Source organism: Streptomyces sp. NPDC054975, assembly GCF_053609105.1.
The window spans coordinates 1-20189 of sequence record NZ_JBSGWV010000054.1 but is presented as its reverse complement, the minus strand read 5'-3'; the positions used below and the strand labels follow the sequence as shown (position 1 = coordinate 20189).

Genomic DNA, 20189 nt, shown 5'->3' with positions numbered 1-20189 from the left:
GGATGGGACCCATGACGAAACGACCCGTGCTCATCGTCCTCTTCGACGGTGTGCAGAGCCTGGACGTCACCGGACCGCTGGAGGTGTTCGCCGGTGCCGACCGCTTCGCCGGCGAGGACGGCGGCACCTACCCGATCCGTACCGCCTCGCTGGACGGCGGCCCGGTGCGCACCCAGAGCGGGCTGCGGGTGCTCCCCGACAGCACGCTCGCGGAGGCGGACCGCCCCCACACGCTGGTCGTCCCCGGCGGCGAGGGCACCCGGCGCCCCGACCCGCGCCTGATCGACTGGCTGCGCGAGCACGCCCCGCGCGCCGACCGGCTGGTCTCCGTCTGCACGGGGGCGCTGCTGCTCGCCGAGGCCGGGCTCCTCGACGGACGGCGGGCGACCACCCACTGGATCGCCTGCGACCACCTCGCCCGCTGCTGTCCACGGGTCGACGTCGACCCGGACCCGATCTTCGTCCGGGACGGCAGCATCTCCACCTCGGCCGGGGTCACCGCGGGCATCGACCTGGCGCTCGCCCTGGTCGAGGAGGACCTCGGCCGGCAGGCCGCGCTCACCGTCGCCCGGCACCTGGTCGTCTTCCTGCGCCGCCCCGGCAACCAGGCGCAGTTCAGTGCCCAGCTCGCCGCCCAGACCGCGCACCGGTCGCCCCTGCGCGACCTTCAGCACTGGATCACCGAGCACCCCGCCGGGGACCTCTCGGTGGAGGCGCTGGCCGAGCGCGCCCGGCTCTCGCCCCGTCACTTCGCCCGCGCGTTCCGGGCGGAGACCGGCACGACACCGGGCCGGTACGTGGACCGGGTCCGGCTCGAACACGCCCGCAGGCTCCTGGAGGAGACCGCCGACGGGGTCCAGGAGGTCGCCCGCGCGGCCGGCTACGGCACGCCCGAGGCCATGCGCCGGGCCTTCGTCAAAACGCTCGGCACCGCCCCGGCGGAGTACCGCCGCCGCTTCCACGTACCCACATCGCCCGCACCGTCCGCCGTACCACCGCACGCTTCCCGGACAGCCGCCCGCTGACCCCGCCGGGCCCCTGACCTCACCGACCCACCGACCTCACTGCCCCGGAAGGGAACCCATGCAGATCGCCGTGCTGCTCTACGACCGTTTCACCACCCTCGACGCCGTCGGCCCCTACGAGCTGCTCGCCCGGATCCCCGGAGCCGAGACCGTCTTCGTCGCCAAGAAGCCCGGGCCGGTCCGCAACGACCAGGGCAGCCTCGCCCTGGTGGCCGACAAGGCCCTCTCCGACGTCCCTAACCCCGACATCGTCCTGGTCCCCGGCGGCCCCGACTCCCGCGAGGTGATGAACGACCCGGAGATCCTGGCCTGGCTGCGTACCGCCGACGCGACCAGCACCTGGACCACCTCCGTCTGCACCGGTTCCCTGATCCTCGGTGCCGCCGGCCTGCTCTCCGGCCGCCGGGCCGCGACGCACTGGCTCGCGTACGAGGAGCTGCGGGCGCTCGGCGTCGAACCGACCGGGGAGCGCGTCGTCTTCGAGGGCAAGTACGTCACCGCCGCCGGGGTCTCCTCCGGCATCGACATGGCGCTGCACCTGATCGGCCGGATCGCCGGCGACGAGGCGGCCCAGACGATCCAGCTGCTGACCGAGTACGACCCGCAGCCGCCGTACGACGCGGGTTCGCCGGAGAAGGCCCCGGCCGCGATCGTCGCCCACTGGCGGGGCACGGCCCCGAAGGACCTCGTCGACGGCTGAGCCGCCGCGGGCATCGGGCCGACAGGCGTCAGATCCCGTACGTGAAGCGGGGTGCGCGGCGCTCCAGGAAGGCGGCGACCCCCTCGGCGGTGTCGCCGCTGCCGCGCGCCTGCTCCGCCCAGTGCGCGTCCCGGTCGGTGCGGCCGTCCGCGAACTCCTTCGCGGCCGCCTGGGTGAGCAGCGAACGTGCCACGAGCACCCGCGTGAACTCGGCCACCCGCTTGTCCAGTTCGCCCTCCGGCAGGACCTCGTCGACCAGGCCGGTGCGCAGCGCCCGCTCGGAGTCGACCAGCTCCCCGGAGAAGAGCAGGTACTTGGCCGCGGCGGGCCCCACCAGGGCGGCCAGCCGGCGCGTCGAGGAGGCGGGGTAGACGATCCCGAGCTTCGCCGGGGTGACCCCGAACCGCGCGCCCTCCTCGGCGAACCGCAGATCGCAGGCCGCGGCGAGCTGACTGCCGCCGCCCACGCAGTAGCCCCGGACGGCGGCGAGCGTCGGCTTGGGGAAGGCGGCGAGGGCCTCCTCGGCCGCCACCGCGAGCGACTGCTGCTCGTCACCCGGCTCCCGGAGCGTCGAGATGTCCGCCCCGGCGCAGAAGGTGCCGCCCTCGCCCGTGAGCACCAGCGCGCGGACGGTGGGGTCGGCGGCGAGCGGTGCGAGCAACGCGGGCAGGGACCGCCACATCGCGGCCGTCATCGCGTTGCGCTTGGCCGGGTTCGAGATGACGACGGTGGCGACGGCGTCGGCGACGACGGCCTTCAGCTGCGGCTCGGTGGACTCCATGCGCCGGATGCTATCCGGGCACCTCGACCGTACGATCGAAAGGGGTTGAGGAGGACGCACTCATGGCCCGGGATTCCCACGACGGTTCCCGCGAGGAGCCCCACGACGGGACCCGCGAGGATTCCTTCGACGCCGTGCGCGAGGGCAGGAAGCTCAGCCGCAGCTTCGGCCGGCTCGCCTTCCTCGGCGCCCTGCTGGTGCTCGCCGGGATCGTCGGCCTGGCCTACACCGGTCTCGCCACCCTCACCTCGATGCTGCTCTTCGGCTGGCTGCTGCTGATCGGCGGCGCCGTGGGTCTGCTGCACGCCATCGAGTCGCGCGGCACCCCCTACTTCTGGCTCGCCGTGGTGGTGGCGGCGCTGAACATCGCGGCCGGCCTCGTGGTGATCCGGCACCCGGAGGGCTCGGCCGAGGCACTGACCATGTTCGCCGCCCTGCTCTTCCTCACCGGCGGGGTCTTCCGGCTGGTGGGCAGTGTGGTGGTGCGCGGGCCGCAGTTCGGGTGGACCCTCATACAGGGAGCCTTCGGTCTCCTGATCGGCCTGCTGGTCCTCTTCGACTGGCCGGACAGCAGCCGGTACGTCATCGGGGTCTTCTTCTCGCTGGCCCTGCTCTTCGACGGCCTCGGCCTGATCGCCATCGGCGTCGGGGGCCGCCGGATCGTCGGTATGGTCACACCACCGGCCGCGGCGCCGGCGGGCGCCCCGCCGGCCGGCCCTCCCACAACCCCTCCGAAGAAGTCAACGGGGGATCAGGAGCAGTCGAACAACTGACGTTGGCATACCCACCCGATCAAAATGCGGTCGATAAGTGTCGACTTCTGGTCAGTAGCCCGGTACGGACCGGCGGATTACCAAGACTCGACTCGTGGCGACAATCGAGCACGAGGGTGGGAGCCGGACTATGGAGAGCCGCGGGAGCGTCCCCGCACGGCCACCGTCCTACGAAGGGGTCTGGCGCTTCACCGCTCCCGCGGTCGACGTCTCCGTTCCGCAGGCCCGGCACGCCGTCCGTGACCTGCTGGCCCGTCAGGGAGTACCCGTCCACGACGACACGGTCCAGGGCCTGCTCCTGATCGTCTCGGAGCTGGTCACCAACGCCGTCAAGCACGCGGCGCTGCTCTCCCCGGAAGTGGCGGTGGAGGTGGCGATCGGCGCGGAGTGGATCCGGGTGTCCGTCGAGGACAACCATCCGTACCGTCCCAAGGCGTTGGAGGCGGACTGGGGTCAGACGGGCGGTCGCGGACTGCTCCTGGTGCGGGAGATCGCGCTGGGATCCGGCGGCGCCTGCGACGTGGAGCACACCGCGAGCGGCGGGAAGATCATCTGGGCCGCGCTGCCCCTGAGCCCGGGGCTGGTGGCGCCGGGGGAGACGCCGAGCGCGCTCCCCCCGGCAGCTCCCGGGATCACCAGCCCCCGGCGGGACCCGTCAGCTCCTTGATCGCCGGACGCGCCGCGTCCAGGACGGTCATGAACCAGGCGGAGAACGGGGCGACCGCGTGCCGCTCCATCAGCTCCTCCGCCGTCACGTAGGCGGTCTCCTCGACCTCCTCCGGGTCAGGACGCAGCTCGGTCTGCGCCATGCCCACGAAGAGATGGTTGTACTCCTGCTCCACCAGGCCCGACGCCGGGTCCGGGTGGTTGTAGCGGACCGTGCCCGCCTCGGCCAGCAGCGAGGGCGAGATGCCCAGCTCCTCGTACGTGCGCCGGGCGGCGGCCGCGAACGGCGCCTCGCCCGGGTAGGGGTGGCCGCAGCAGGTGTTGGACCAGACTCCGGGGGAGTGGTACTTGCCGAGCGCGCGCCGCTGGAGCAGCAGCCGGCCCGACTCGTCGAAGAGGAAGACGGAGAAGGCCCGGTGCAGCTGCCCCGGGGCCTGATGGGCGGCGAGCTTCTCCGCCGTACCGATGGTGATGCCGTTCTCGTCGACCAGTTCGAGCATGATCGACGCCTGGGCTGCGGTCGGCTGGACACCGTTCGACGAGGTGTGAGCCACGCTGGCTGATGTGGTCGGCATAACCGTCCTTCGCTTCGGTCTCGGCCCGGAGGGGCTCCCTCAGTCTGCCGCACAAAAGCCGCTTGTCCGTACTTGGTGAGGCCGGACATGGCCCGCTCCCACCGCACCGGAGTACACCGGCGCGACGGGAGCGGGCGGGGCGTCAGACGCCGAAGGCCGCCGGATAGCGGATCGTGCCCGACGGGACCGGGCCCGAGTCGTCCAGGACGAGCGCCCTCATGGCCTCGTCCGGGACGTCGAAGGACGGCCGAATTCCATATGCGGACGCCCGTACGAACCCGAACCGGGGGTAGTACTCCGGATGACCGAGGACCAGCACGAGCCGCTCCCCGCGCAGCCGCGCGGCGTCGAGAACGGCCCGGACGACGGCCTCCCCGGCGCCCTGCCGCTGGTACCGCGGTGCGACGGCGACCGGGGCGAGCGCCGCCGCCGGAACGCCGTCGACCTGGCAGCGGGTGATCAGCGCGTGCGCCGCGACCGAGCCGTCCGGGGCCTCCGCCACGTACGACAGACCGGGCAGCCAGGCCCCGGCGTCCGTACGGAGCGCGTCGACCAGGTCCGCCTCCGCGGGTGTCTCGAAGGCCGCCGTGTTGACGTCCCGTACGGAACGGATGTCGGCGGCGGTCTCCGCCCGCGTCCGCCACCGGGCGTCGGCGGGCCGCAGGACGTATCCGGTGTAGCCGTACTCGCCGCCGTGGTCGCGGCGCATGGCGAGCTCCGCCCGCGTGGAGGCGAGGGCCTCGCTCATCCCGGGAGCGTCCGGGTCCGCGGCGTCCGCCCGCTCGGCGAGCGGGCCGTAGTACTCCTCCCAGTCGCTCTCGGGCTGCGGGACGACGCCGAGGACGTGGAAGCCGCCCTCGACCGCCGCCGCGGTGTTCGCGGACCTTGTGCGGAGCGGGTAGTGCGCGTCCCAGAAGACGCGGGCCTCCTGGCTCGGCTCCTCCACCGTCCACTCGCACTCGGTGAGCACCAGGGTGCCGCCGGTGGGGGTCCCCCCACGCCCCAGGGCGTAGGGGGAGAGCAGCCTGCGCCAGGAGTGCAGGGCGGTGTCGAACCCGAGGGCGTAGGCCGAGCTCTCGGCCCAGACGAGGTCGAAGGACCCGTCGGGCAACGGCAGCTCGCCCATGTCGGCGTGGAGCGTACGGATCCGGTCGCCGAGCCCGCGGGCGTCGGCGGCCTCACGCAGCTCGTCGAGGAACGGCTGGTGCAGATCGACGGCCGTCACCTCCGCCCCGGCCTCGGCGGCCAGGAGCAGCGCGGAACGGCCGGGACCGCAGCCCAGGTCGAGCACGCGGGGCCGCTCGGGAAGCGGTCCCGCGAGCGCGAGCAGACGGCGGGTGGTGGCGTCGGAGCCCGGACCCTGGCGCGGAAGACCGTGGTGCAGGGCGAAGAAGGCGTCGTGAAGCGCGTTGTTGTTGTCGGACAACGTGGGAAACCCTTGTGTGAGAGGGCCCCGGCCGACGGGTGATCGGGTCGGAAGAACCGGGATCAGGTCAGCCGAGGACCCGGAAGCTGAAGCTGGACCGGGCGCTGCCGCACTGGGCAGCCTCCATCGCGACGGTCATCAACCTCAGCTCCTCTCGTCCCCGCGGACCTCACGCACGCCGTTCGCACGCGTGTCGATCAAGCCTAACAGCGCTCACAGACAGAGCTTGGCCTCGTGCGCGGCGTGACCCGCGGGCTCCAGCTGGAAGGTGCAGTGCTCCACGTCGAAGTGGGAGCCCAGGCAGCCCTGCAGATCGTGCAGCATCTTCTCGTGGCCGACGGAGTCGAGCGCCGCCTGGTCCACCACCACGTGGGCGGAGAGCACCGGCATCCCGGACGTGATCGTCCAGGCGTGCAGGTCGTGGACGTCCTCGACGCCCGGCAGCGCCAGTATGTGCGCCCGGACCTCCGCCATGTCGACGCCTTTGGGGGCCGACTCCAGCAGGACGTCCAGCGTCTCGCGCAGCAGCTTGACCGTGCGCGGCACGATCATCAGGCCGATCAGGATCGAGGCGATCGGGTCCGCGTACTGCCAGCCGGTGGCCAGGATGATGCCGGCCGCGACCAGGACCGTCACCGAGCCGAGCGCGTCCGCGAGCACCTCCAGATAGGCGCCCCGCACGTTCAGGGACTCCTTCTGGCCGCGGACCAGGAGGGAGAGCGAGATCATGTTGGCGACCAGACCGACCAGCGCGAACATGATCGCCAGTCCGCCCTTGGTCTCGGCGGGCTCGATGAACCGCTGGACCGCCTCGTACAGCACGTAGCCGCCGGCGCCGAGCAGCAGCAGACAGTTGGCGAGGGCGGCGAGGATCTCGGCGCGGGCGAAGCCGTAGGTGCGGTTCTCCGTCGGTGGGCGGTTGGCGAAGTGGATCGCGAGGAGCGCCATCGCGAGACCGACCGCGTCGGTGGCCATGTGGGTCGCGTCGGCGATCAGGGCGAGCGAGTCGGCGAGGACGCCACCGATGATCTCGACCACCATCACGGACAGCGTGATCGCGAGCGCGATCCGCAACCGGCCCCGGTAGGCCGCGGCGGCGGTCCCCGTGGGCGGGGGTCCGCCGTGGCTGTGCCCGTGGTCGTGTCCAGCCCCCATGCCGTCGCCTCTCCCTCGTCTCGTGCGCCCGTTGTTCGAACCGCTCCGGGTCGCTTCGAACGTCAGTGAACTACGGGTGGGGGGTATACGCAACACGGCACTGAACACCGTTGTCATATCATCTGACCTGCGGAGATGCGCGTACGGCGGTACGGCGTGCGAGGGTGGGTCCGGACAGCCCCTCGGCACGGTTTGTGGGGCGGCCGGGTGATCGCCCATGATGATCTCCGTGGGGCACGGCGCACCCGGACGGATTCGAGTGGGCCCGGGGGAGTCCGCACCGCAAAGGCTCGGTGAACTCCCGCCCTTGTTCATCCGATAGCCTCAGCCGACGTGCCGCCGCCCGATGCCGGGCCGAGCCGCCGTGCCCGGGGCCGTGCCATGAGCCCCGAGGGCCCGCCCGTCAGCTCCAAGGAGTGAGTTCGTCTGTCGACCGCCATCCTCACCGGTCCGCCGGTACCCGGATCGTCGCTCGACGGCGATCTGCGGTCGCTGGGCTTCGACGTACGGGTCGCCTCCGGCCCGCAGGACACCGGCGCGCTGCTCGCCGCCGTACCGGCCGGTGAGCGGGTCGCCGTCGTCGACCCGCGCTTCGTCGGGCACCTCCACGCCCTGCGCCTGGCCCTGACCGACCCCCGCTTCCCGGCCGCCGCGGCGCCCGGCACGCTCACCGCCCAGCCCGAGGCCCGCCCGGCGCTCGCCCGCGCGCTGACCGACGCGTACGCCTCGGTGCCCGGCGCCCCTGCCGCTCCCGGACCCGCCGCCGACGGGGAGAGCCTGCCCGACTCTCTCGCCGACGCCCTCGACGCCGACGGCGTCGCCGTCCACCGGCCCGCGCTCGGCACGCTCGTCGCCGCCGTACCGACCGACGCCGAGGCCCGCCACAAGGCCCGCGCCGCCGTCGCCGCCGTCGACGACGAAGCCGTACGGCTGCGCTCGGCCGTGAAGGCCCACGACGGCTTCTTCACCACCTTCTTCGTCAGCCCGTACTCGCGCTACATCGCCCGGTGGTGCGCCCGGCGCGGTCTCACCCCCAACCAGGTCACCACGGCCTCGCTGCTCACCGCCCTGATCGCGGCCGGCTGTGCCGCCACGGGCGAGCGCGGCGGATACGTCGCCGCCGGTGTGCTCCTCCTCGTCTCCTTCGTCCTGGACTGCACCGACGGGCAGCTCGCCCGTTACTCCCTGCAGTACTCCACGATGGGCGCCTGGCTCGACGCCACCTTCGACCGCGCCAAGGAGTACGCCTTCTACGCGGGCCTCGCCCTCGGCGCCGCGAGGGACGGGGACGACGTGTGGGCGCTCGCGCTCGGCGCGATGGTCCTCATGACCTGCCGCCACGTCGTGGACTTCTCGTTCAACGAGGCCAACCACGACGCCACGGCCAACACCAGCCCCACCGCCGCCCTCTCCAGCCGGCTCGACAGCGTCGGCTGGACCGTCTGGGTCCGCCGGATGATCATCCTGCCGATCGGCGAACGCTGGGCGATGATCGCGGTCCTCACCGCCGTCACCACCCCCCGGATCGTCTTCTGGGCGCTGATCATCGGCTGCGCCTTCGGCGCCTGCTACACCACCGCCGGCCGGGTGCTGCGCTCCCTGACCCGCAGGGCGAAGAGGACCGACCGGGCCGCCCGGGCGCTCGCCGAGCTGGCCGACAACGGACCCCTCGCCCAGCTCGTGGCGGGGCCGGCCGGGAGGGTCCGCAGCACCTGGATCTCCCCGGCGCTCGCAGCCTTCGGAGCGGTGCTGCTGCTGATGGCGGCGGGCCGCCAGTTCGCCTTCGGCAGCGTCTGGGTCGTCCTGGCCGCCGTGGCGTACGCCATGTGCTCGGGCCTCGCCCTGGCGCAGCCCCTCAAGGGGCCTCTCGACTGGCTCGTACCGCCGCTCTTCCGTGCCGCCGAATACGGCACGATCCTCATCCTCGCCGCCCGCTCCGAGGTGAACGGTGCCCTGCCCGCGGCTTACGGGCTCGTGGCGGCCGTCGCCTACCATCACTACGACACGGTGTACCGCATCCGCGGCGGCACCGGCGCCCCGCCCGCGTGGCTGGTGCGCACCATCGGCGGTCACGAGGGCCGCGTGTTGCTGGTGACGGTCCTCGCCGCCCTGCTGGCGAGCCGAGGCAACGACTTCACCCTGGCGCTCACCGCCCTCGCGGTCGCCCTTGCGCTCGTGGTGCTCGTGGAGTCCATCCGCTTCTGGGTGTCCTCCGGAGCACCCGCCGTACATGACGAAGGAGAAACAGCATGATTGGCCTCGTACTGGCAGCCGGTGCCGGACGGCGTCTGCGCCCCTACACCGACACGCTCCCGAAGGCCCTCGTGCCTGTCGACGGTGACACCACCGTCCTGGACCTCACGCTGAAGAACTTCGCGGAGGTGGGCCTCACCGAGGTCGCCATCGTCGTCGGCTACCGCAAGGAGGCCGTGTACGACCGCAAGGAGGCCCTGGAGGCCAAGTACGGCGTCTCGATCACGCTGATCGACAACGACAAGGCCGAGGAGTGGAACAACGCCTACTCCCTGTGGTGCGCCCGTGAGGTCCTCAAGCGCGGAGTGATCCTCGCCAACGGCGACACCGTCCACCCGGTCTCCGTCGAGAAGACCCTGCTCGCCGCCCGCGGCGACGGCCAGAAGATCATCCTCGCCCTCGACACGGTGAAGAACCTCGCCGACGAGGAGATGAAGGTCATCACCGCCGAGGGCAAGGGCGTCCAGAAGATCACCAAGCTTATGGACCCGGCCACCGCGACCGGCGAGTACATCGGTGTCACGCTCATCGAGCCCGAGGCCGCCGAGGCGCTCGCCGACGCCCTCAAGGCGACCTTCGAGCGCGACCCCGACCTCTACTACGAGGACGGCTACCAGAAGCTCGTCGACGACGGCTTCACCATCGACGTGGCCCCCATCGGTGACGTCAAGTGGGTCGAGATCGACAACCACGACGACCTGGCGAAGGGCCGTGACATCGCGTGCCTGTACTGACCCGGCTCATCCCCTCGCCGGTCGTCGTCGACATCCGCCGGGGAGCGCTGGAGGACCTCTCCACGCTCCTCGCGGACCAGCGGATCTCCAGCAACGGCCGGATCGCGGTCGCGATCAGCAGCGGCTCGGGACTGAAGCTGCGTGACCACTTCGCCCCCGAGCTGCCCGGCGCCGACTGGTACCCGGTCGAGGGCGGCACGATCGACGCGGCGGTCAAGCTCGCCGACGCCATGCGCGGCAAGCGGTACGACGCCGTGGTCGCGCTCGGCGGCGGCAAGATCATCGATGTGACCAAGTACGCGGCGGCCCGGGTCGGCCTGCCGCTGGTCGCCATCGCCACGAACCTGTCGCACGACGGCATCTGCTCGCCGATCTCCACCCTGGACAACGACAACGGGCGCGGCTCCTACGGTGTGCCGACCCCGATCGCGCTGGTCGTCGACCTCGACGTGATCCGGGACGCACCGGTGCGCTTCATCCGCTCCGGGATCGGCGACGCGGTCTCGAACCTCTCCGCCATCGCGGACTGGGAGCTCTCGCACCGCGAGACCGGCGAGCCGGTCGACGGCCTCGCCGCGGCGATGGCCCGCAGCGCCGGCGAGGCGGTCCTGCGCCACCCCGGCGGCGTCGGGGACGACGACTTCCTCGTCACCCTCTCCGAAGGCCTGGTCATGTCCGGGATCGCCATGTCGATCAGCGGGGACAGCCGCCCCTCCTCGGGCGCCTGCCACGAGATCAGCCACGCCTTCGACCTGCTCTACCCCGAGCGCGCCGCCAGCCACGGCGAGCAGTGCGGACTCGGCGCCGCCTTCGCGATGCACCTGCGCGGTGCCGCCGACGGCTCGCTCCAGATCGTCGAGACCCTGCGCCGCCACGGCCTGCCCGTGACCCCCCAGGAGATGGGCTTCGGCGTGGACGAGTTCGTCCGGGCCGTGTCCTTCGCGCCGCAGACCCGTCCGGGCCGCTTCACGATCCTCGAACACCTCGACCTCTCCGACGACCAGATCAGGGACGCGTACGCCGACTATGCCAAAGCCATCGGTAGCTGAGCTCCGCCCGGTCGTGCACCCCGCGGGGGTGAAGGACCGGCGCAGCGGAGAGCACTGGGGCGGCCGCCTGTACATGCGCGAGATCTCGCTCCGCATCACCCGCCACCTGGTCACCACCAAGGTCACGCCGAACCAGCTGACCTACGTGATGACGCTCTGCGGCGTGCTCGCGGCCCCCGCCCTGCTCGTGCCGGGCGTCTGGGGCGCCGTGCTCGGCGTCGTCGCGGTCCAGCTCTACCTGCTGCTCGACTGCGTCGACGGCGAGGTCGCCCGCTGGAAGAAGCAGTTCTCGCTCTCCGGCGTCTACCTCGACCGGGTCGGCGCGTACCTGTGCGACGCGGCGGTCCTGGTCGGCCTCGGCCTGCGCGCCGCCGACCTGTGGGGCGGCGGCCGGATCGACTGGCTGTGGGCCTTCCTCGGCACCCTCGCCGCGCTCGGCGCCATCCTGATCAAGGCGGAGACCGACCTCGTCGGCGTCGCCCGTCACCAGGGCGGCATGCCGCCGGTCAAGGAGGCGGCGAGCGAGCCCCGCTCCTCCGGCATGGCGCTGGCCCGTCGGGCGGCCGGGGCGCTGAAGTTCCACCGCCTGGTCCTCGGGATCGAGGCGTCCCTGCTGATCCTGGTCCTCGCGATCCTCGACGCGGTCCGGGACGACCTGTTCTTCACCCGCCTCGGCGTCGCGGTGCTCGCGGGCATCGCCCTCCTCCAGACGCTGCTGCACCTGGTGTCGATCCTGGCGTCGAGCCGACTGAAGTGAGGACATCGATGAAGCTGGGTGCCGTCATCATCACCATGGGCAATCGGCCCGACGACCTGCGCGCGCTCCTCCAGTCGGTGGCCAAGCAGGAGGGCGACCCGGTCGAGGTCGTCGTCGTCGGCAACGGCGCCCCCGTCACGGGGGTGCCGGAGGGCGTCCACACCATCGACCTGCCCGAGAACCTGGGCATCCCCGGCGGCCGCAACGTCGGCATCGAGGCCTTCGGCCCCGAGGGCCCCTGCGGCCCGGTCGACGCCCTGCTCTTCCTGGACGACGACGGTCTCCTCGAGCGTACGGACACCGCCGAGCTGATCCGGGAGGCGTTCGCCGCCGACCCGCGCCTCGGCATCATCAGCTTCCGGATCGCGGACCCGGAGACCGGTCTCACCCAGCGCCGGCACGTGCCGAGGCTGCGCGCGGCCGACCCGATGCGGTCCTCCCGCGTGACCACGTTCCTCGGCGGCGCGAACGCCGTCCGCACCCAGGTCCTCGACGAAGTCGGCGTCCTGCCCGACGAGTTCTTCTACGCGCACGAGGAAACGGATCTTGCCTGGCGGGCCCTCGACGCCAACTGGATGATCGACTACCGTTCCGACATGGTGCTGCTCCACCCCACCACGCCACCGTCCCGGCACGCGACGTACCACTACAACGTGGCCCGCAACCGGGTATGGCTGGCCCGGCGCAACCTCCCCGCACTCCTGGTTCCCGTCTATCTCGGTGTCTGGCTGCTCCTGACCCTCGCGCGGCGTCCCTCGGGCCCCGCGCTCAAGGCGTGGCTCGGCGGATTCCGGGAAGGCTGGGCCACCCCCTGCGGACCGCGCCGGCCCATGAAATGGCGTACGGTGTGGCGGCTGACCCGACTGGGACGCCCGCCCGTCGTCTGACACGTGGTGCCTGACCTGCCGCGCATCTGAATACGAAAGTTCCGACCTGTGAGTGACACAACCCACGACGGTGCGGTCGCGACGAGCGCCCCGCCATCCGCCGACGACGGCCTCACCCCGGCCGAGCTGGCCGCGAAATTCGGTCTGTCGGTCAGCGGTGCCCGCCCCGGGTTCTTCGAGTACCTCCGCCAGCTCTGGGGGCGGCGCCACTTCATCCTCGCCTTCTCCTCGGCGAAGCTGACGGCGCAGTACAGCCAGGCGAAACTCGGCCAGCTCTGGCAGGTGGCGACCCCCCTGCTCAACGCGCTGGTCTACTTCCTGATCTTCGGGCTGATCCTCGAAGCCGGCCGGGGCATGACCACCGAGGTCTACATCCCGTTCCTGGTGACCGGGATCTTCGTGTTCACCTTCACCCAGAGCTCGGTCATGGCGGGCGTGCGGGCCATCTCGGGCAACCTCGGACTGGTCCGGGCGCTGCACTTCCCGCGCGCCACGCTGCCCATCTCCTTCGCGCTCCAGCAGCTCCAGCAGCTGCTGTACTCCATGATCGTGCTGGCCGCCATCGTGGTCGCCTTCGGCAGCTACCCCTCCCTGCGCTGGCTGCTGCTGATCCCCGCGCTCTTCCTGCAGTTCGTGTTCAACGTCGGACTGGCCATGATCATGGCGAGGATGGGTGCCAAGACGCCCGACCTCGCCCAGCTGATGCCGTTCATCATGCGCACCTGGATGTACGCGTCCGGCGTGATGTTCTCCATCCCGGTCATGCTGGAGGACAAGCCGGCCTGGATCGCCGACGTGCTCATGTACAACCCGGCCGCCGTCTACATGGACCTGATCCGCTTCGCGCTGATCGACGGCTACGGCGCCGAGAACCTGCCCACGCACGTCTGGGCGACGGCCCTGGGCTGGGCCCTCGCGGCCGGCATCGGCGGCTTCGTCTACTTCTGGAAGGCCGAGGAGAGGTACGGCCGTGGCTGACACCACCAAGGGACGCGTTCCCACCGTCATCGCCGACGAGGTCCACATCGTCTACCGGGTCAACACCGGTGGCGGCGGAAAGGGCAGCGCCACCGCGGCCCTCAGCCGGATCCTCGGCAAGGGCAAGGCCGAGGTCACCCGCGGCGTCCGCAAGGTGCACGCCGTCCGCGGCGTCACCTTCACCGCCTACCGGGGCGAGGCCATCGGCCTCATCGGCAGCAACGGCTCCGGCAAGTCCACCCTGCTGCGCGCCATCGCCGGCCTGCTCCCCACCGAGAGCGGCAAGGTCTACACCGACGGCCAGCCGTCGCTGCTCGGCGTCAACGCGGCGCTGATGAACGACCTCACCGGTGAGCGCAACGTGATCCTCGGCGGTCTCGCCATGGGCATGAGCAAGGAAGAGATCCGCGAGCGCTACCAGGGCATCGTCGACTTCTCGGGCATCAACGAGAAGGGCGACTTCATCAGCCTGCCCATGCGGACGTACTCCTCCGGCATGGGCGCCCGGCTCCGCTTCGCCATCGCGGCCGCCAAGAACCACGACGTCCTCATGATCGACGAGGCCCTGGCGACGGGTGACCGCAAGTTCCAGATCCGCTCCGAGGAGCGCATCCGCGAGCTCCGCAAGGAGGCCGGCACGGTCTTCCTGGTCAGCCACAGCAACAAGTCGATCAGGGACACCTGCGACCGGGTCCTGTGGCTGGAGAAGGGCGAGCTCCTGATGGACGGCCCCACGGAGGAAGTCCTGCGGGCCTACGAGCGCGAGACCGCGCGGTAGCTCCCCAGCCGTCGACGAAGGCCCCCGCCGAGCAGGCGGGGGCCTTCGCGTTCCCGGCGTCCCCCACCTGGAATGTTCATGCGGTCAACATCGGGCAGGATGAGCCCATGGCAGCGATCTCCGGGGGAAAGACCTACCACCACGGCGATCTGCGCAACGCGCTGATCGGTGCCGCCGTCGACCTCGCCACCGAAGGCGGCCCCGAACGCGTCGTGCTGCGCGAGGCCGCCCGCCGGGTCGGCGTCTCGGCCACCGCCGCCTATCGGCACTTCGAAGGCCGGGGCGAGCTGCTCAGGGCCGTCAAGGCCCACGCCCAGCGGGCGCTCGCCGACTCCATGGAGCGTGCCGCCGAACGGGTCCCGGGCGCGGACGACCCCACCCTCGCCGCGGAGCTGCGGCTCGCCGCCCTCGGCCGGGGCTACGTCGGCTTCGCCCTGGAGCAGCCTGGCCTCTACCGGGCGGCCTTCTGCACCCCGCGCCGGGCCTGCGGCGACACCTGGGCGCCGCCCGGCCGCCCGACCGAGCCCGAACCCGAGTTCCGCGCGTTCGCCCTGCTCACCGAGGCTCTGAACGCCCTGGCCGGGGCCGGTCGGACCCCGCGCCGCGCCCGGCCCGCCGCCGAGGCTGCCACGTGGTCGGCCGTGCACGGACTGTCACTTCTGCTCCTCGACGGCCCGCTCGGCGGCCTCCCCGAGCAGCGCCGGGCCGCAGTCGTCGAGTCCACCCTCGCCCTGGTCGTCTCCGGCGTCCGCGCCGGCCGGGCGAAGCCGGGAAGCTGAACTTCCGCCCTTCTGTGGAGGGTTGACACGCCGGGTGAGGTTTTCGCGGAGCGCCCGGCACCCCGACGAGGCACTCGGCGTTGTACAACGTAAGCTGTAGCGGTGCTGATTCGTGGCAAGTGGGGCGATAACCCCTAGGCATCCCGGGGCGTCAGGCGGCAAGCCCTCCGGGGCGGACCGGTGGCGTGTCCGAAATAGGATGGATTGGATCGGCAGTGTAGAACAGGAGATGTGACGGCCATGACGCGAAATCTCCAGCTCCACGAGGGTGTCGCCGTCCCCGCGTCGGGCAGCGGCCGGTGACGGGAACCCGGCAGGTGCGCCCCGACGCCTCCTCGCGCACCACCCTCGACAAGGCCGCGGACGAGAACTTCCCCGTGGCCCCCTTCTTCCTGCCGCGCGCCTGGCGCGACGACCTCATGGCCGTCTACGGCTACGCCCGGCTCGTCGACGACATCGGCGACGGCGACCTCGCCCCCGGCGGAGCCGACGCCCGCCACCTGGGCGTTTCCCCCGAACGGGCCGAGGACCGGCTCGCCCTGCTCGACGCCTTCGAGGCCGACCTCCTGCGGGTCTTCGACGGAACGCCGCGGCACCCGCTGCTCCGCGCCCTCCAGCCGACCGTGGACCGCTGCGGGCTCACCCCCGAGCCTTTCCTCGGCCTGATCGCGGCCAACCGCCAGGACCAGCTGGTGCGCCGCTACGAGACCTACGACGACCTCGTCGCGTACTGCGAACTCTCCGCCAACCCCGTCGGCCGGCTCGTCCTCGGGATCACCGCGACCGCCACCCCCGAGCGCGTCCGCCGCTCCGACGCCGTCTGCACCGCCCTGCAGATCGTCGAGCACCTCCAGGACGTCAGCGAGGACCTCGGCCGGGACCGGATCTATGTTCCCGCCGAGGACATGAAGCGCTTCCACGTCACCGAGGACGACCTCGCCCGGCCGACCGGGAACGCCTCGGTGCGCGCCCTGATCGCCTTCGAGGCCGAGCGTGCCCGCGCGCTGCTGCACGACGGCACGCCGCTGGTGGGCAGCGTGCACGGCCGGCTGCGCCTGCTCCTCGCCGGCTTCACCGCCGGCGGACTCGCGGCGCTCGACGCGATCACCTCCGCCGGGTTCGACGTCCTGCCGAAGCCGCCCAAGCCCACGAAGCCGAGTCTGATGCGCCACGCGGGAACGGTCCTGCTGCGAGCGCGGAGAGAGGGGTGAGCCGGACCGTGGAGGGACAGACGGAGACGTCCGCGCCGGTGCAGGCCGCGTACAGCTACTGCGAGGCCGTCACCGGACAGCAGGCGCGCAACTTCGCCTACGGGATCCGGCTCCTGCCGACCGACAAGCGACAGGCCATGTCCGCGCTGTACGCGTTCTCGCGACGCGTCGACGACATCGGCGACGGCGCCCTCGCGCCCGAGGCCAAGCGGGAGCGGCTGGAGTCGACCCGCGCGCTCCTCGACCGGATCCGGCACGACAAGGTCGACGAGGACGACACCGACCCCGTCGCCGTGGCCCTCGCCGACGCGTCCCGGCGCTTCCCGATCCCGCTCGACGGCCTCGACGAGCTGATCGACGGCGTCCTCATGGACGTGCGCGGTGAGACGTACGAGACCTGGGACGACCTCAAGGTCTACTGCCGGTGCGTCGCGGGCGCCATCGGCCGGCTCTCGCTCGGTGTCTTCGGCACCCAGCCGGGCGCGCACGCCGCGGAACGCGCCTCGGAGTACGCCGACACGCTGGGCCTCGCCCTCCAGCTCACCAACATCCTCCGGGACGTCCGCGAGGACGCCGGCAACGGGCGCACCTACCTGCCCGCCGACGACCTCGCGAAGTTCGGCTGCGGAGACGGCTTCGCCGGCGAGACCCCGCCCGCCGGAGCCGACTTCACCGGCCTCGTCCACTTCGAAGTCCGCCGCGCCCGCGCCCTGTTCGCCGAGGGCTACCGGCTCCTGCCCATGCTCGACCGGCGCAGCGGGGCCTGCGTCGCCGCCATGGCCGGCATCTACCGCCGTCTCCTCGACCGGATCGAACGCGACCCGGAGGCGGTGCTGCGCGGACGCGTCTCCCTGCCAGGACACGAAAAGGCGTACGTCGCCGTGCGCGGCCTCTCCGGCCTCGACACCCGCCACATCTCCCGACAGGCCGTCAGGAGGCGTGCGTGATGCGGCGTTACGCCGCCCGGCACCGGGCAACCTCGCGCCGCACGACGGCGTCCCTGACAGCGGCGACCCGAGGGGAGGCGGCATGAACGAGCGGGAGACGAGCCTGGAGGGCGCCGCGGCGCACGCCGTCGTCGTCGGCGGGGGCCTCGCCGGAGTCACCGCCGCACTCCAACTCGCCGACGCCGGGCTGCGCGTGACGCTCCTGGAGGGACGTCCACGGCTCGGCGGACTCGCGTTCTCCTTCCGGCGCGGCGACCTCACCGTCGACAACGGACAGCACGTCTACCTGCGCTGCTGCACCGCCTACCGGTGGTTCCTCGACCGGATCGAAGGCGCCCACCTCGCACCCCTCCAGGACCGGCTCGACGTGCCCGTCCTCGACGTCGCCCACCCCCGGGGCCCCCGCCTCGGACGGCTGCGCCGCGCGAACCTGCCCGTACCCCTGCACCTCGCCCAGAGCCTGGCGACCTATCCGCACCTCTCCCTCGCCGAGCGGGCGAGCGTCGGCCGCGCCGCGCTCGCGCTCAAGCGCCTCGACCCCGCCGACCCGGCCCTCGACGGCATCGACTTCGCGACCTGGCTCGGCCGCCACGGGCAGTCCCCGCGCGCCATCGAGGCCCTGTGGGACCTGGTCGGCGTCGCCACCCTCAACGCCGTCGCACCGGACGCCTCCATGGGCCTGGCCGCCATGGTCTTCAAGACCGGACTGCTCTCCGAGCCCGGCGCCGCCGACATCGGCTGGGCGCACGTCCCCCTCGGCGACCTCCACGACACCCTCGCCCGCAAGGCCCTCGACTCCCTCGGCGTCCGTACCGAACTGCGGACCAAGGCCGAGCGGATCACCCGTACCGGAGACGGCCGCTGGGCCGTCGACGTACCGGGGGAGACCATCGAGGCGGACACCGTCGTCCTCGCCGTGCCGCAGCGCGAGACCCGCCGGCTGCTCCCCGACGGAGCCCTCGACGACCCCGACCGGCTCCTCGACATCGGCACCGCGCCCATCCTCAACGTGCACGTCGTCTACGACCGCAAGGTGCTCAAGCAGCCCTTCTTCACCGCGCTCGGCTCCCCGGTGCAGTGGGTCTTCGACCGCACCGACTCCTCCGGACTCAAGGGCGGAGGCCAGTACCTGGCGATCTCGCAGTCCGCCGCCCAGGACGAGATCGACGCGCCCGTCGCCGCCCTGCGCGAGCGGTACCTGCCGGAGCTGGAGCGCCTGCTGCCCGCCGCGCGCGGCGCCAAGATCCGCGACTTCTTCGTCACACGGGAGCGGACGGCGACGTTCGCCCCCACTCCGGGCGTCGGCCGGCTCCGCCCGGCCGCCCGCACCCACGCCCCCGGCCTCTACCTGGCCGGCGCGTGGACCGCCACCGGCTGGCCCGCGACCATGGAGGGTGCCGTCCGCAGTGGTTTCAGCGCCGCGGGCGCCGCGCTCTCCGCCCTCGGCCGCCGCCATGAACATCCGCTGCAGGAGGCGGCATGAGTGTGAGTACTGGAACAAGAGGAGAGACCGTGCCGACTGTGCCCCCGGTGAACCCGGCCGTCGACACCGCGGACGTCACCGCTCTGCTGGAGCGCGGGCGGACCCTGTCCACCCCCGTCCTGCGAGCGGCCGTCGACCGGCTCGCCCCGCCCATGGACACCGTCGCCGCCTACCACTTCGGCTGGATCGACGCCCAGGGCAACCCCACCGAGGGCGACAGCGGCAAGGCCGTACGGCCGGCCCTCGCGCTGCTCTCCGCCGAGGCCGCGGGCGTCGCCCCCGAGGTCGGCGTCCCCGGCGCCGTCGCCGTGGAGCTGGTCCACAACTTCTCGCTGCTCCACGACGACCTGATGGACGGCGACGAACAGCGCCGCCACCGCGACACCGTCTGGAAGGTGCACGGCCCCGCGCAGGCGATCCTCGTCGGCGACGCGCTCTTCGCCCTCGCCAACGAGCTCCTGCTCGAACTCGGCACCGTCGAGGCCGGCCGCGCCACCCGCCGACTGACCACCGCCACGCGGAAGCTGATCGACGGTCAGGCCCAGGACATCTCCTACGAGCACCGCGAGCGGGTCACCGTCGAGGAGTGCCTGGAGATGGAGGGCAACAAGACCGGCGCCCTGCTCGCCTGCGCCGTCTCCATCGGCGCCGTCCTGGGCGGCGCCGACGACCGCACGGCGGACAAGCTGGAGGAGTACGGCTACCACCTCGGCCTCGCCTTCCAGGCCGTCGACGACCTGCTCGGCATCTGGGGCGACCCGGAGTCCACCGGCAAGCAGACCTGGAGCGACCTGCGCCAGCGCAAGAAGTCCCTGCCCGTCGTCGCCGCGCTCGCGGCCGGCGGCCCGGCCTCCGAGCGGCTCGGCGAACTGCTCGCCGCCGACGCCAAGAGCAGCGACTTCGACTCCTTCTCCGAGGAGGAGTTCGCCACCCGCGCGGCCCTCATCGAGGAGGCCGGCGGGCGCGAGTGGACCTCCGAGGAGGCCCGCCGCCAGCACACCATCGCCATCCGGGCGCTGCACGAGGTGGACATGCCCGAGCGGGTCAGGGCGCAGCTCACCGCGCTCGCCGACTTCGTCGTCGTACGGAAGAGATGATCACCATCACCCTGATATGAGTGCGCGGTCGCCGGCCGGTGCCACACCGCCCCCGGCGACCGGCTGACCGGGGGAGCAGAAAGATAAGTCAGAACCGTGGGGGACCCCGGTACACCAACGCCGGACGGAGGGCCC

Annotated in this window: 21 protein-coding genes; 16 read left to right on the top strand and 5 right to left on the bottom strand. The window is 72.2% G+C overall.

The window, feature by feature from the left end; translation table 11 throughout:
* Window positions 1-11: 11 nt before the first annotated feature.
* On the top strand, window positions 12-1025 hold the full coding sequence (locus ACWF79_RS29945) for a GlxA family transcriptional regulator (protein ID WP_453731298.1): 1014 nt from the start codon (window positions 12-14) through the stop codon (window positions 1023-1025).
* 58 nt (window positions 1026-1083) lie between these two features.
* Window positions 1084-1725 carry a DJ-1/PfpI family protein gene (locus ACWF79_RS29940; RefSeq protein WP_453731297.1) on the top strand — a complete coding sequence of 214 codons (642 nt, stop codon included), beginning with the start codon at window positions 1084-1086 and terminating at the stop codon, window positions 1723-1725.
* Between the two features lie 28 nt (window positions 1726-1753).
* Here the strand turns inward: ACWF79_RS29940 and ACWF79_RS29935 are convergent, their stop codons facing one another.
* A complete protein-coding gene (locus ACWF79_RS29935) occupies window positions 1754-2506 on the bottom strand; it encodes an enoyl-CoA hydratase/isomerase family protein (RefSeq protein WP_453731296.1) in 753 nt (250 codons plus the stop codon).
* A 62-nt stretch (window positions 2507-2568) separates the two neighbouring features.
* On the opposite strand from ACWF79_RS29935, the gene ACWF79_RS29930 reads away from it, so the two are divergent.
* Together ACWF79_RS29930 and ACWF79_RS29925 are read left to right on the top strand one after the other, a co-directional pair.
* Window positions 2569-3279 (top strand): HdeD family acid-resistance protein, encoded by a 711-nt coding sequence (locus ACWF79_RS29930; RefSeq protein WP_453731295.1) that lies wholly within the window; start codon window positions 2569-2571, stop codon window positions 3277-3279.
* Between the two features lie 130 nt (window positions 3280-3409).
* The gene (locus ACWF79_RS29925) at window positions 3410-3946 is read left to right on the top strand and encodes an ATP-binding protein (protein ID WP_453731294.1); all 537 of its coding nucleotides are present in this window, start codon (window positions 3410-3412) and stop codon (window positions 3944-3946) included.
* Here ACWF79_RS29925 and idi read toward each other — a convergent pair.
* From idi to ACWF79_RS29905, 4 genes are all read right to left on the bottom strand, one after another.
* Window positions 3912-4520 (bottom strand): isopentenyl-diphosphate Delta-isomerase, encoded by a 609-nt coding sequence (gene idi / locus ACWF79_RS29920; protein ID WP_453731293.1) that lies wholly within the window; start codon window positions 4518-4520, stop codon window positions 3912-3914. The genes ACWF79_RS29925 and idi overlap by 35 nt on opposite strands.
* A 142-nt stretch (window positions 4521-4662) precedes the next feature.
* On the bottom strand, window positions 4663-5946 hold the full coding sequence (locus ACWF79_RS29915; RefSeq protein WP_453731292.1) for a bifunctional class I SAM-dependent methyltransferase/N-acetyltransferase: 1284 nt from the start codon (window positions 5944-5946) through the stop codon (window positions 4663-4665).
* Window positions 5947-6159: 213 nt separating this feature from the next.
* Window positions 6160-7101: a cation diffusion facilitator family transporter gene (locus tag ACWF79_RS29910; protein WP_453731291.1), complete on the bottom strand. Its 942-nt coding sequence runs from the start codon at window positions 7099-7101 to the stop codon at window positions 6160-6162.
* 324 nt (window positions 7102-7425) lie between these two features.
* Entirely contained in the window at window positions 7426-7704 is a 279-nt protein-coding gene (locus ACWF79_RS29905) for a hypothetical protein (RefSeq protein WP_453731290.1), read from the bottom strand.
* On the opposite strand from ACWF79_RS29905, the gene ACWF79_RS29900 reads away from it, so the two are divergent.
* The 12 genes from ACWF79_RS29900 (at window position 7585) to ACWF79_RS29845 (ending at window position 20054) form a co-directional block, all read left to right on the top strand.
* On the top strand, window positions 7585-9354 hold the full coding sequence (locus ACWF79_RS29900) for a DUF5941 domain-containing protein (RefSeq protein ID WP_453731316.1): 1770 nt from the start codon (window positions 7585-7587) through the stop codon (window positions 9352-9354). The genes ACWF79_RS29905 and ACWF79_RS29900 overlap by 120 nt on opposite strands.
* On the top strand, window positions 9351-10088 hold the full coding sequence (locus ACWF79_RS29895; protein WP_453731289.1) for a phosphocholine cytidylyltransferase family protein: 738 nt from the start codon (window positions 9351-9353) through the stop codon (window positions 10086-10088). Before ACWF79_RS29900 ends, ACWF79_RS29895 begins: the two co-directional genes overlap by 4 nt.
* Window positions 10076-11137: an iron-containing alcohol dehydrogenase family protein gene (locus tag ACWF79_RS29890; RefSeq protein WP_453731288.1), complete on the top strand. Its 1062-nt coding sequence runs from the start codon at window positions 10076-10078 to the stop codon at window positions 11135-11137. Before ACWF79_RS29895 ends, ACWF79_RS29890 begins: the two co-directional genes overlap by 13 nt.
* Complete coding sequence (locus ACWF79_RS29885; protein WP_453731287.1) at window positions 11115-11894, top strand: CDP-alcohol phosphatidyltransferase family protein; 780 nt, start codon at window positions 11115-11117, stop codon at window positions 11892-11894. The genes ACWF79_RS29890 and ACWF79_RS29885 overlap by 23 nt, the downstream gene beginning before the upstream one ends.
* Before the next feature lie 8 nt (window positions 11895-11902).
* The gene (locus ACWF79_RS29880) at window positions 11903-12781 is read left to right on the top strand and encodes a glycosyltransferase family 2 protein (RefSeq protein WP_453731286.1); all 879 of its coding nucleotides are present in this window, start codon (window positions 11903-11905) and stop codon (window positions 12779-12781) included.
* A gap of 48 nt (window positions 12782-12829) precedes the next feature.
* Window positions 12830-13759, top strand: coding sequence for an ABC transporter permease (locus tag ACWF79_RS29875; RefSeq protein ID WP_453731285.1), 930 nt, complete (start codon window positions 12830-12832; stop codon window positions 13757-13759).
* On the top strand, window positions 13752-14537 hold the full coding sequence (locus ACWF79_RS29870; protein ID WP_453731284.1) for an ABC transporter ATP-binding protein: 786 nt from the start codon (window positions 13752-13754) through the stop codon (window positions 14535-14537). Before ACWF79_RS29875 ends, ACWF79_RS29870 begins: the two co-directional genes overlap by 8 nt.
* 107 nt (window positions 14538-14644) lie before the next feature.
* Window positions 14645-15316: a TetR/AcrR family transcriptional regulator gene (locus tag ACWF79_RS29865; protein WP_453731283.1), complete on the top strand. Its 672-nt coding sequence runs from the start codon at window positions 14645-14647 to the stop codon at window positions 15314-15316.
* Window positions 15317-15615: 299 nt separating this feature from the next.
* Window positions 15616-16527 (top strand): squalene synthase HpnC, encoded by a 912-nt coding sequence (gene hpnC / locus ACWF79_RS29860; RefSeq protein WP_453731282.1) that lies wholly within the window; start codon window positions 15616-15618, stop codon window positions 16525-16527.
* The gene (gene hpnD / locus ACWF79_RS29855; RefSeq protein ID WP_453731281.1) at window positions 16524-17474 is read left to right on the top strand and encodes a presqualene diphosphate synthase HpnD; all 951 of its coding nucleotides are present in this window, start codon (window positions 16524-16526) and stop codon (window positions 17472-17474) included. Before hpnC ends, hpnD begins: the two co-directional genes overlap by 4 nt.
* 82 nt (window positions 17475-17556) lie before the next feature.
* Window positions 17557-18957 carry a hydroxysqualene dehydroxylase HpnE gene (gene hpnE, locus ACWF79_RS29850; RefSeq protein WP_453731280.1) on the top strand — a complete coding sequence of 467 codons (1401 nt, stop codon included), beginning with the start codon at window positions 17557-17559 and terminating at the stop codon, window positions 18955-18957.
* Window positions 18954-20054: a polyprenyl synthetase family protein gene (locus ACWF79_RS29845; RefSeq protein ID WP_453731279.1), complete on the top strand. Its 1101-nt coding sequence runs from the start codon at window positions 18954-18956 to the stop codon at window positions 20052-20054. The genes hpnE and ACWF79_RS29845 overlap by 4 nt, the downstream gene beginning before the upstream one ends.
* Window positions 20055-20189 lie beyond the last annotated feature (135 nt).

What these genes read in the sequence shown, in the direction of transcription:
- ACWF79_RS29945 (WP_453731298.1), top strand. Translation starts at nt 12, where the DNA reads ATGACGAAACGACCCGTGCTCATCGTCCTCTTCGACGGTGTGCAGAGC.
- ACWF79_RS29940 (WP_453731297.1), top strand. Translation starts at nt 1,084, where the DNA reads ATGCAGATCGCCGTGCTGCTCTACGACCGTTTCACCACCCTCGACGCC.
- ACWF79_RS29935 (WP_453731296.1), bottom strand. Translation starts at nt 2,506, where the DNA reads ATGGAGTCCACCGAGCCGCAGCTGAAGGCCGTCGTCGCCGACGCCGTC.
- ACWF79_RS29930 (WP_453731295.1), top strand. Translation starts at nt 2,569, where the DNA reads ATGGCCCGGGATTCCCACGACGGTTCCCGCGAGGAGCCCCACGACGGG.
- ACWF79_RS29925 (WP_453731294.1), top strand. Translation starts at nt 3,410, where the DNA reads ATGGAGAGCCGCGGGAGCGTCCCCGCACGGCCACCGTCCTACGAAGGG.
- idi (WP_453731293.1), bottom strand. Translation starts at nt 4,520, where the DNA reads ATGCCGACCACATCAGCCAGCGTGGCTCACACCTCGTCGAACGGTGTC.
- ACWF79_RS29910 (WP_453731291.1), bottom strand. Translation starts at nt 7,101, where the DNA reads ATGGGGGCTGGACACGACCACGGGCACAGCCACGGCGGACCCCCGCCC.
- ACWF79_RS29895 (WP_453731289.1), top strand. Translation starts at nt 9,351, where the DNA reads ATGATTGGCCTCGTACTGGCAGCCGGTGCCGGACGGCGTCTGCGCCCC.
- ACWF79_RS29885 (WP_453731287.1), top strand. Translation starts at nt 11,115, where the DNA reads ATGCCAAAGCCATCGGTAGCTGAGCTCCGCCCGGTCGTGCACCCCGCG.
- ACWF79_RS29880 (WP_453731286.1), top strand. Translation starts at nt 11,903, where the DNA reads ATGAAGCTGGGTGCCGTCATCATCACCATGGGCAATCGGCCCGACGAC.
- ACWF79_RS29865 (WP_453731283.1), top strand. Translation starts at nt 14,645, where the DNA reads ATGGCAGCGATCTCCGGGGGAAAGACCTACCACCACGGCGATCTGCGC.
- hpnE (WP_453731280.1), top strand. Translation starts at nt 17,557, where the DNA reads ATGAACGAGCGGGAGACGAGCCTGGAGGGCGCCGCGGCGCACGCCGTC.
- ACWF79_RS29845 (WP_453731279.1), top strand. Translation starts at nt 18,954, where the DNA reads ATGAGTGTGAGTACTGGAACAAGAGGAGAGACCGTGCCGACTGTGCCC.